At 33.1% G+C, this 827-nt stretch carries 1 protein-coding gene; it reads right to left on the reverse strand.

Annotated elements, in window-relative coordinates:
- Nucleotides 1–178: 178 nt before the first annotated feature.
- On the reverse strand, nt 179–827 hold a 649-nt coding region (locus BN338_RS07615), incomplete at its 5' end, for a TrbJ/VirB5 family protein (protein WP_039760842.1).

An 827-nucleotide genomic window follows, 5' to 3' on the forward strand; every position in this document is an offset into this window, starting at 1 on the left:
TTCCAAACGTTTAATTTAGGTTTTTACGTATAAGTTATTGTTTTATTGATCTGTTGTAGGTTACGTTGGTAATCTCCTAAATATACTTAATCAATAAGATTAGATACAACTACTAAAAGAAGTGCAACAAAACACAAACAGAGAAAGTTGATAATACAAACAAATTACCATAAAGTTTTCATCGTATAAATCGTATTATTGGCATCTCTTTATTTTCACTGTTAAGAATTTTCATATTACGTTTTTGTTTTTGTTGACTAATAAGTGCTCGTTCTGTATTGCGTGAATATGCAACCATTTGCAATTTAGTTGTTTCATTCTGGATCATGGCTAGCATGCCTTTTATGTGCGCCTGTAATTCAGCAATACTTTTTAGGTCGGTTGTTGTATTTATTTTTTTTACGAGTTCTGAGATTTGGTTAAAACGATTTTCTGTTTCTTGAAAAGTTTGTAAACTTACAACTTTATCAATGGCGGTTGCATATTGGATACGTTTACCGATAGAAATGCGAGACTCACGAATAGAGGTAGGAATCTCTTCTTCTTTTAAGATATCTTCAAGTGACTGAGATATAGCTGAACGGATGTCTTTATTGTAGATAGTCTCCGGATTTTTAAGAAAAAAACTGCTGCGATCTGTTTGTGTCGTTTCGAGTTTTTTAGCATCGATTTTTCGGCTTCCCGTTATAGAATTATGGATCTTTTTTGTTTGTTCAAGTTGTTGTTTGAGTACATCAAGAAGTGGGGTAACAGGCGGCACTTTCTTTTTTTGTGGAAGAGTTGGCTTTGATGTGTTTGAAGATGAACCCCAAAAGAAAGTTGGAACT

The sequence above is a fragment of the Bartonella queenslandensis AUST/NH15 genome (assembly GCF_000312585.1).
GTDB lineage: Bacteria > Pseudomonadota > Alphaproteobacteria > Rhizobiales > Rhizobiaceae > Bartonella > Bartonella queenslandensis_A.